At 32.7% G+C, this 8,481-nt stretch carries 7 protein-coding genes; 5 read left to right on the top strand and 2 right to left on the bottom strand.

Annotated elements, in window-relative coordinates; genetic code table 11:
* Positions 1 to 86 precede the first annotated feature (86 nt).
* Together B4E95_RS02620 and B4E95_RS02615 are read right to left on the bottom strand one after the other, a co-directional pair.
* A complete protein-coding gene (locus B4E95_RS02620) occupies positions 87 to 398 on the bottom strand; it encodes a hypothetical protein (protein WP_291061762.1) in 312 nt (103 codons plus the stop codon).
* Between the two features lie 83 nt (positions 399 to 481).
* Positions 482 to 655, bottom strand: a complete 174-nt coding sequence (locus B4E95_RS02615; RefSeq protein WP_291061760.1) for a hypothetical protein — start codon at positions 653 to 655, stop codon at positions 482 to 484.
* A 519-nt stretch (positions 656 to 1,174) separates the two neighbouring features.
* Between B4E95_RS02615 and priA the strand changes: the two genes are divergently transcribed.
* From priA to B4E95_RS02590, 5 genes are all read left to right on the top strand, one after another.
* Positions 1,175 to 3,634: a replication restart helicase PriA gene (gene priA / locus B4E95_RS02610; RefSeq protein WP_291089731.1), complete on the top strand. Its 2,460-nt coding sequence runs from the start codon at positions 1,175 to 1,177 to the stop codon at positions 3,632 to 3,634.
* A 255-nt stretch (positions 3,635 to 3,889) separates the two neighbouring features.
* The gene (locus tag B4E95_RS02605; RefSeq protein ID WP_291089728.1) at positions 3,890 to 4,579 is read left to right on the top strand and encodes an ABC transporter ATP-binding protein; all 690 of its coding nucleotides are present in this window, start codon (positions 3,890 to 3,892) and stop codon (positions 4,577 to 4,579) included.
* 57 nt (positions 4,580 to 4,636) lie between these two features.
* A complete protein-coding gene (locus tag B4E95_RS02600) occupies positions 4,637 to 5,866 on the top strand; it encodes an ABC transporter permease (protein ID WP_291089725.1) in 1,230 nt (409 codons plus the stop codon).
* The gene (locus B4E95_RS02595) at positions 5,866 to 7,122 is read left to right on the top strand and encodes an ABC transporter permease (RefSeq protein WP_038335695.1); all 1,257 of its coding nucleotides are present in this window, start codon (positions 5,866 to 5,868) and stop codon (positions 7,120 to 7,122) included. Before B4E95_RS02600 ends, B4E95_RS02595 begins: the two co-directional genes overlap by 1 nt.
* A 24-nt stretch (positions 7,123 to 7,146) precedes the next feature.
* Positions 7,147 to 8,280, top strand: a complete 1,134-nt coding sequence (locus B4E95_RS02590) for an efflux RND transporter periplasmic adaptor subunit (RefSeq protein WP_291061751.1) — start codon at positions 7,147 to 7,149, stop codon at positions 8,278 to 8,280.
* Positions 8,281 to 8,481: the final 201 nt, after the last annotated feature.

The following is an 8,481-nucleotide window of genomic DNA, read 5'->3' as shown; positions in this document are numbered from 1 at the left end:
GTAGTTAATGAGAAAAGTGGTTTCATATTTTGATAAATTAATAATTATAAAGTTTTTATAGTGTAAATAAATAGAGTTTAACTATTTTAAAAACTTTTTTCATAAAAATTTAGAATAACCAACATTATCGAATCTTGTAAAGAAGTCACTTGATGAATAACTTTTGACGGAATAACATATTCGTCAAATTCTTTTAGATTGACAATCTCAATTTTCGAGTCAATTTCTATTTCACCTTTCAACATCAAAATTTTTGCATTTACAGGTAATTGATGATCGATTAATTTCAAACCTTTTTTCAGTCCAAAAGCAACAACACGCGTATCATCATTTCTGAAAATGATTTTTATAATTGGTTTTTCTGATTCCGAAATCTGATCTAAAATGGCATGTAACATAATGATAGTTTTTTGAATTCTCTTAAAATTAGTATTAATTCTTCAAATTATCTGATAAAGAAATATTAATAATTTGTGAAATTTTATTTTTTAATTAATGATTGATAATAGATAATTGCAGTTGGATCAATTTCTATTTTCTTTTGAGATGATTTCGCTTGTAATAAGAAATGCAAGTGTAACTCATTTTTATTTGTTAATCCAATGTAGTATAGTTTTGGAAAAGTTTTCCATATTGCAGTTCCGCTATTATTCACTTTTATACGAAGATTTGGGTTAGGATTATCTCTTCCGCTCGCATCATAATAATTGTATTATTAGAATATTTTCGTACAAAATTGTTTCAACAGGTTCATTTTTATTATTGTAAGTGAAAATCCCAAGTTCATTTACCATAATAGAAGTTGCATATTTCTTACGTAAAAAATAAAAAGGAATTCCAATCAAACAAATAGCAACACAAAATAATAAACATACAAACAAAACAATGATCCCTGAAGTTTCAAGACTGAAAGTAGAAAAAACAATGAGTATTAGGGAAATAACCAATGCTATAATGATTAACTGTGTTATAGTTTCATTCATTCTTGTTTTCGATTTATTTTCGACACTATATATGATAAAAGACTTAATGATTTAATTTTTAATTAAATTAAAGATTTTAATTAAGGATATAAAATTTCCAATTATAGCTAAATAAATGCAAAAATATTTTTTAAAACTTGCTTTCTATTTCTTTTAAAAATCTTACTAACTTGCTGGTTTAAAATTATAGAATGACAATTAATTATTTTGCCGAAATTATTTTACCACTTTCATTAAATGGAACATTTACGTATCATCTTTCTGAAATTGATTTACAGCAAATTAAAGTTGGTCAGCGTGTTTCCGTGCCTTTCGGAACGCAAAAATTATATACAGGAATTGTACATTCTATTCATCAAAATGCACCAGAATTATACAAAACAAAGGCGATTCATGCTTTTTTGGATGACGAACCTTTGGTAACACAAACGCAAATTAATTTTTGGGAGTGGATGGCGAATTATTATATGTGTTCGTTGGGTGATGTTTTTCGAAATGCTTTTCCTTCTGCGTTAAAATTAGAATCTCAAACTTTTGTTCGATTAATTAATCCAAATTACGAAACAATCGAAGAATTAAATGATTATGAATTCTTAGTTTTTGAAGCACTGAAATTAAGAGAAATCATTTCGGTTGAAGAAGCAGCTTTAATTGTGGACGAGAAATCAGCAATTCCAACACTTAAATTATTAATTGATAAAGGAATTATTCGGTTAGATGAAAAACTCAACGAAAAATATACACCAAAAATTGATAATTATGTCCGATTACATCCAGATTTAAAAGGAAATGAAACTGCCTTTATCGAGATTTTAAATCAATTAAATAAAGCACCAAAACAGCGCGAAACCTTGTTGCAATTGATTACGTTAGAAACGCAATCGCAAGAAAAACCGCTAAAAGTTGCAGATTTTATAAAACAAGGTGCGACAAATGCTGTACTTAAATCTTTAGCAGAAAAAGGAGCAGTTGAAATTTATCAACATCAAACTTCTCGTGTAGATGAAGATGAGAAAGAAGTTGCTGAAATTGCTGAATTGACCTTGAAACAAACTGAAGCTTTGAATCAAATTAAAGAAGATTTTAAGGATAAATCAACTGTTTTGTTACATGGCGTAACGTCAAGCGGAAAGACAGAAATTTATCTAAAATTGATGGAACAAGTAATTGCGAAAGGAAATAAAGTGTTGTACTTATTACCAGAAATTTCTGTGACTACGCAAATTGTTCATCGTATTAAAAAACATTTTGGAGAAAGAGTAGGAGTTTATCATTCGAAATTTAATCAAAATGAACGTGTCGAATTGTGGCAAAAAACATTGAATGGTGATTTCGATATTATCATTGGTCCACGAACAGCGTTGTATTTGCCTTTTGATAATTTGGGAATGATTATCGTCGACGAAGAGCACGAATCGTCTTACAAGCAGATGGATATAAAACCATTTTTTCATGCACGCGATATGGCGATGTTGCTTGGAGGAATGATGAACGGGAAAGTTTTGTTAGGTTCGGCGACGCCTTCGGCTGAAAGTTATTATAATGCAAAAAATAAAAAATATGGTTATGTTGAATTAACAGAACGTTTTGGAAACATAAAATTGCCCGAAATTAATTTGGTTGACCTAAAAAAAGCGCAAAAGGAAAAAGAAATTACAGAAGATATTTCGCATACACTTCGTGATGAAATTTTCAATCAATTGCATCAAAAAAAGCAAGTTATTTTATTTCAGAATCGTCGTGGATATGCACCGATTATGGAATGTAATACGTGTGGACATACGCCCGAATGTCCAAATTGTGATGTCAGTTTAACATATCATAAATTCTCGAATCAACTAAAATGTCATTATTGTGGTTATGCGCAAGCGAAACCTTTGCGTTGTCCAAGTTGTGGTTCGCACGAATTGAATACAAAAGGTTTGGGAACTGAGCAGATAGAACAGCAAGTTCAAACAATTTTTCCTGAAGCAAAAGTTCGAAGAATGGATGTCGATTCGATGCGCGGGAAATTTGCTTACGAAAAATTGATTGAAGATTTCGAGAACAAAGAAATTGATATTTTAATTGGAACACAAATGATTACAAAAGGTTTTGATTTTGGAAATGTTAATTTTGTTGGTGTTATTCGAGCAGATTCTTTGTTAAATTTTCCTGATTTTAGAGCGCACGAAAAAGCATTTCAATTGTTAACGCAAGTCTCTGGTCGTGCAGGTCGTAGACAAGAGCAAGGGAAAGTATTGATTCAATCTTTTCAGCCCGAACATCAGATTTTGCAAAATGTCACAACCTACAGTTATGCGCCAACGATGAAAGATATTTTGTATGAGCGCAAAGAATTTTTGTATCCGCCTTATTCGCGATTGATTAAGTTGCGTTTCAAGCATAAAAATAAAGAGCGTTTGGATAAAACAGCAGCTCAATTGGTCGTTTTGCTTAAACCAAGTTTTGATGCAAAATGTTTACTTGGTCCAGAAGCGCCTTCGATTGGACGAATCAATAATTTGTATATTACAGATGTGATGATTAAAATTCGACCAAATCAATCGCCTCAAAAAGTAAAAGATTTAATTCAATCAAAAATAGATCAACTGCATACAATTGCAGCTTTTCGCTCGGTACGAATTGATGTAGATGTAGATCCAGTTTAAAATAAACCCCTCCCAAAAGTTAACTTTTGGGAGGGGTTTTTGTTAAGATTCTAAACTTCTTAAATATTGTTGTTACAAAGATCGTCGTCTGCCTTTCATAAATAAGAAAAGGTTTAACATCAACATTATTCCTAAATAAATGGCGAAACCACCAATTTTTGTACTTAATTTTACAATTAAATCTTAAACTTGCTTGTAACATTTTTCTGATAATTTCGACTTATCTGTTATCTTTATTGAAATTTACAACAATCTATGATATCTATTCGAGATTTAAATAAATCCTACATAATGGGAAAAAACAAACTTCACGTACTCAAAGGAATTAACCTTGAGATTACGGAAGGTGAATTTGTTGCGATTATGGGATCTTCGGGTTCGGGGAAATCAACTTTATTGAATATCATTGGGATGTTGGACGAGCATGATACAGGTATTTATGAATTGGATGGTGTTAGAATCGAGAAGTTAAACGAAACTAAAGCCGCTAATTATAGAAACAAATTTTTAGGATTTATTTTTCAATCGTATAATTTAATTGGTTTCAAAAATGTCTTAGAAAATGTTGCCTTGCCGTTGTATTATCAAAAAGTAAAACGTTCGGATCGAAATAAAATTGCGCTTAGTTATCTGGAAAGAGTAGGGTTGGAGCCTTGGGCTACTCATATGCCAAACGAACTTTCGGGTGGACAAAAACAACGTGTCGCAATTGCACGAGCGTTGGCTGCAAAACCTAAATTGTTATTAGCGGATGAGCCCACAGGAGCATTGGATACCAAAACTTCACAAGAAGTAATGCACTTGATTCAAGAGATTAATGACGAAGGTAAAACAATTGTAATGGTGACGCACGAAGATGATATTGCAAATATGTGCAAACGTATTGTTCGTCTAAAAGATGGGGTAATTGTAAGTGACGAAAAAGTAGAACAAGTAAGAGTTTAATGATTTTCGAATCTCAAACTTCGTAAATCATAAATCAAAGAATCGTAAATATAAAATATGTTTGATACAGACCGTTGGAGCGAAATATGGTCGTCCATTGCAAGTAATAAATTGCGTACAGCATTGTCGGGTTTGACAATCGCTTTGGCGCTTTTTGTGTTTATTACATTGTATGGATTGGGAAATGGTTTGCAGAACGGGTTTCAACAAGAATTTTTCAAAGCAAATTCATTAAATATTACCGTTAACGGAGGTACAACAACAGAACCTTACAATGGTTTCAAACAAGGGCGTACAATTGAATTGGATGTAAAAGATTTTGAATTTATTAAACATTCTTTTCCAGATGAAATAAAATCGATTGTAAGTACAATTTCGAAAAGTGATACAATTAGAAATGAAGCTAATTCAGGAAGTTATTCAATTACTGGAGTTTATCCAGAATATGAATCAATGATTAATGAAAATGTAACGCTTGGTCGATTTATCAATAAAAAAGATATGGAGAATCAGTCCAAGTCAATTGTTATTGGACGATTGGTTTCACAAGATTTTTTTCCAAATCAGATTGCGATTGGGAAGTATTTGCAATTAGGTTCAAGTATGTATCAAGTGGTTGGCGTTTTCGAAAGTAAAGATGGTGGTGATAATGCTGAACGTGCTTTGTATGCGTCTTTTACAACGTTTAGAACGATTTATGCGACGGACAAAGTATCATCGATTATTGTAACACCCAAAGATGGAATGGCTTTGACTGATATATCTAAACTAGCAAATGCAATCGAATATAATATAAAAGGTCGACACAATGTTGCGCCTTCTGATTATGGTGGAGTTTGGGTACGAAATGCAGCGGATGCAATGGAAGATACCAATCAATTTTTCTTGATTCTGACAATTATTGTATTTGTAATTGGTGGAGGAAGTTTGATTGCAGGAATTGTAAGTATCGGAAATATTATGGTGTTTAGTGTAAAAGAGCGTACCAAAGAAATTGGTATTCGAAAAGCTTTAGGCGCAACACCAGCCAATGTTTTGGGACTGATTTTACAAGAAGCAATTATGATTACAATTATTTTCGGAGCAATAGGAATTGCTTTAGCGGCACTTGTTGTAGAAAATATTGGAGATAGCTTAGAAGAATATTTTATTTATAATCCAGGTGTAGAAACTAATTCGTTGGTAATGGCTTGTATTATTTTATTTGTTGCAGGAACAGTTTCTGGATTAATTCCAGCTTTGAATGCAGCACGTATTAAACCTATTGATGCTTTAAGAGACGAATAATGAACTTTATAAAATTTGTTTTTGATCCAGATGCTTGGAGCGAAGTCTACGCGGCGATTCGCAAAAATAAATTGCGCACTATTTTAACAATGATTGGTGTTGCATGGGGAATGTTCTTATTTGTATTATTGTTAGGAGTAACACGCGGTTTGCAAAATGGTTTTGACCGTAATTTGGCAAATGCCGCAACGAATTCATTATTTGTTTGGGGAGGAACAACATCGATGCCATATCAAGGATTTCAAAAAGGTCGCACAATTGAATTGAAAATGAGTGATGTTCGTCAAATTCAGGCTCGTTTTCCTCAAATTTCGTTGTTAGCTCCTCGAAATTCGAAACCAAATTCAATATTAACTTACGGAACAAAATATAATTTTTACACGGTTAATGGAGATTATCCAGATCAAAACCGAATGTTTGGGAAAGATATTATTCAAGGTCGTTTTATCAATGAAGATGATATCAAAACTGAATCGAAAGTTTGTGTAATTGGAATTGAAGTTGCCGAACAATTTTTTGGTGATAAACCAAAACCTTTGGGGAAAGAAATCAGAATTAGCGATAGTTATTATACAATTGTCGGCGTTTACGACACACCTTCTTCGCCTGTAGAGAGTAAAGATCAAGTGTTTATTCCGTTTACAACATTTCAAAAGATATATAATCAAGGGGAAACGATTCAATATTTGAGTTTGAGTCTGCCTAATAATTATGATATTGTTGCATTCGAAAAAGAATTAAAAACATATCTGAAACAGATTAAAAATATTTCTCCAGATGACGACCAAGGAATTGGAGGTTTTAATTTAGGTGAAATGCTTGGGAAGATTATGAAATTCGTAAAAGGGATGCAGTTCCTAGCGATTGTTGTAGGAGGGATGACATTGTTTTCCGGGGTTATTGCGATTGCAAGTATATTATTGATTACAGTTTCAGAACGTACAAAAGAATTTGGAATTCGAAGAGCATTAGGTGCAATTCCTGCTCAAATTCGAGGACAAATTTTGTTAGAATCAGTAGTTTTAACATTAATTGCAGGTTTAGGCGGAATTATTTTTGCAGCACTTTTACTAATGGTTCTCAACGAAATTATCATTCCATCAAATAAAAACATACCTTTATATAATGCGTCAATCGATTTGTTTACACTTTTTACAGCTTTAGCAGTGATGGTGATTATGGCAACTTTAGCGGGATTGATTCCTGCTCAACGAGCAATTCAAATCAAACCTATTGATGCTTTGAGAGATGAATAACTAAAACTTAACAGATATAAAAGAATGAAAAAAATTCTAAAGATTTTGATGATTGTCGTTTTTATCGGTGCTGTAATCGGTGTGATTGTGTATTTCGGTAAAAAGAATAGCCAAGACAATGAAGTTTATGAAACGACAACGCCTTTTATGGGAAATATCGAGGTGAAAGCTGTTGCAACTGGTGAAGTAAAACCGTTGGAAACAATTGAAATTAAGCCAAATATTTCGGGTGTTATAAAATCGATTAATGTTGCAGAAGGACAATATGTAGAGCGTGGTCAGTTGATTTGTGAACTGAAAGTTGTTCCAAATGTTCAGTCGTTAAATGCAGCTCGTCAGTCTATTCAAGCGGCTCAAATTACGGTCGATCAAGAACGTCGTAATTTCAATCGAACATCAACTTTATATAATCAAGGTGTTTTGCCTCGTGCAGATTATGACAATGCAAATGCGACATATAAGTCAGCTCAACAACAATTAAAAGCTGCCGAAAACGATTACAAAGTTGCGCAAACGGGTATTGCTCCTGGTTTGGAAGCTTATGCAACAACACGTATTACAGCAACTACTTCGGGAATGATTTTAGATATTCCTGTTGAGGTTGGGAATATGGTGCAAGAGATTAATAATTTCTCTACAGGTACTACTATTGCTACGATGGCTGATGTTAAGAAAATGATTTTCCAAGGAAAAGTTGACGAAGCTGAGGTTGGTAAATTAAAAGAAGGAATGAAAATTAATGTATCGATTGGTGCAATTCCGAACAAAACTTTTACAGCGATTCTGGATTTTATTTCGCCTCAAGGAGTTGCAACGAATGGAGTAGTTCAGTTCGAGATTAAAGCACCAGTTCAATTAGATTCAGATAACTTTATTCGTGCGGGATATTCTGCAAATGCTGAGGTTGTAACGCAGGAAGCAAAAAATGTATTGTTGGTAAAATCAGCGCATGTTCGTTACGACGAAAACCAAAAACCATATGTTGAGATTCTTACTTCTGGTAAAGGACAAGATGCAAAATACGAAAAGAAATACATCACTCTTGGAATTACAGACGGAGTGAATGTTCAAGTAAAATCTGGCTTGAAAAAAACAGATAAAATCAAAATTTGGAATACCGATTTGGAAAAAGATAAAAACGGTAATGGTCCACATTAACAGAAATAAAAAAGGAGAACTACATGTTCTCCTTTTTTTAGTTCTGTCACTCCTATTTTATAAAAAAGCTTCTTTAAATTATGATGTCATCAGCATCGTATTCATTATATTATTAACTATACTGAATAAATTATTCTCGCTTCGCGACAATTCATCCGAAGTTGTTCCTTTAAAAGTATATCTTTTGCTTTTCTTTTTTGG

This window comes from Empedobacter sp. UBA7494, from assembly GCF_002478465.1.
Lineage (GTDB): Bacteria > Bacteroidota > Bacteroidia > Flavobacteriales > Weeksellaceae > Empedobacter > Empedobacter falsenii_B.
The sequence above is the reverse complement of the archived record's forward strand: the minus strand, read 5'-3'. Positions and strand labels throughout refer to the sequence as shown.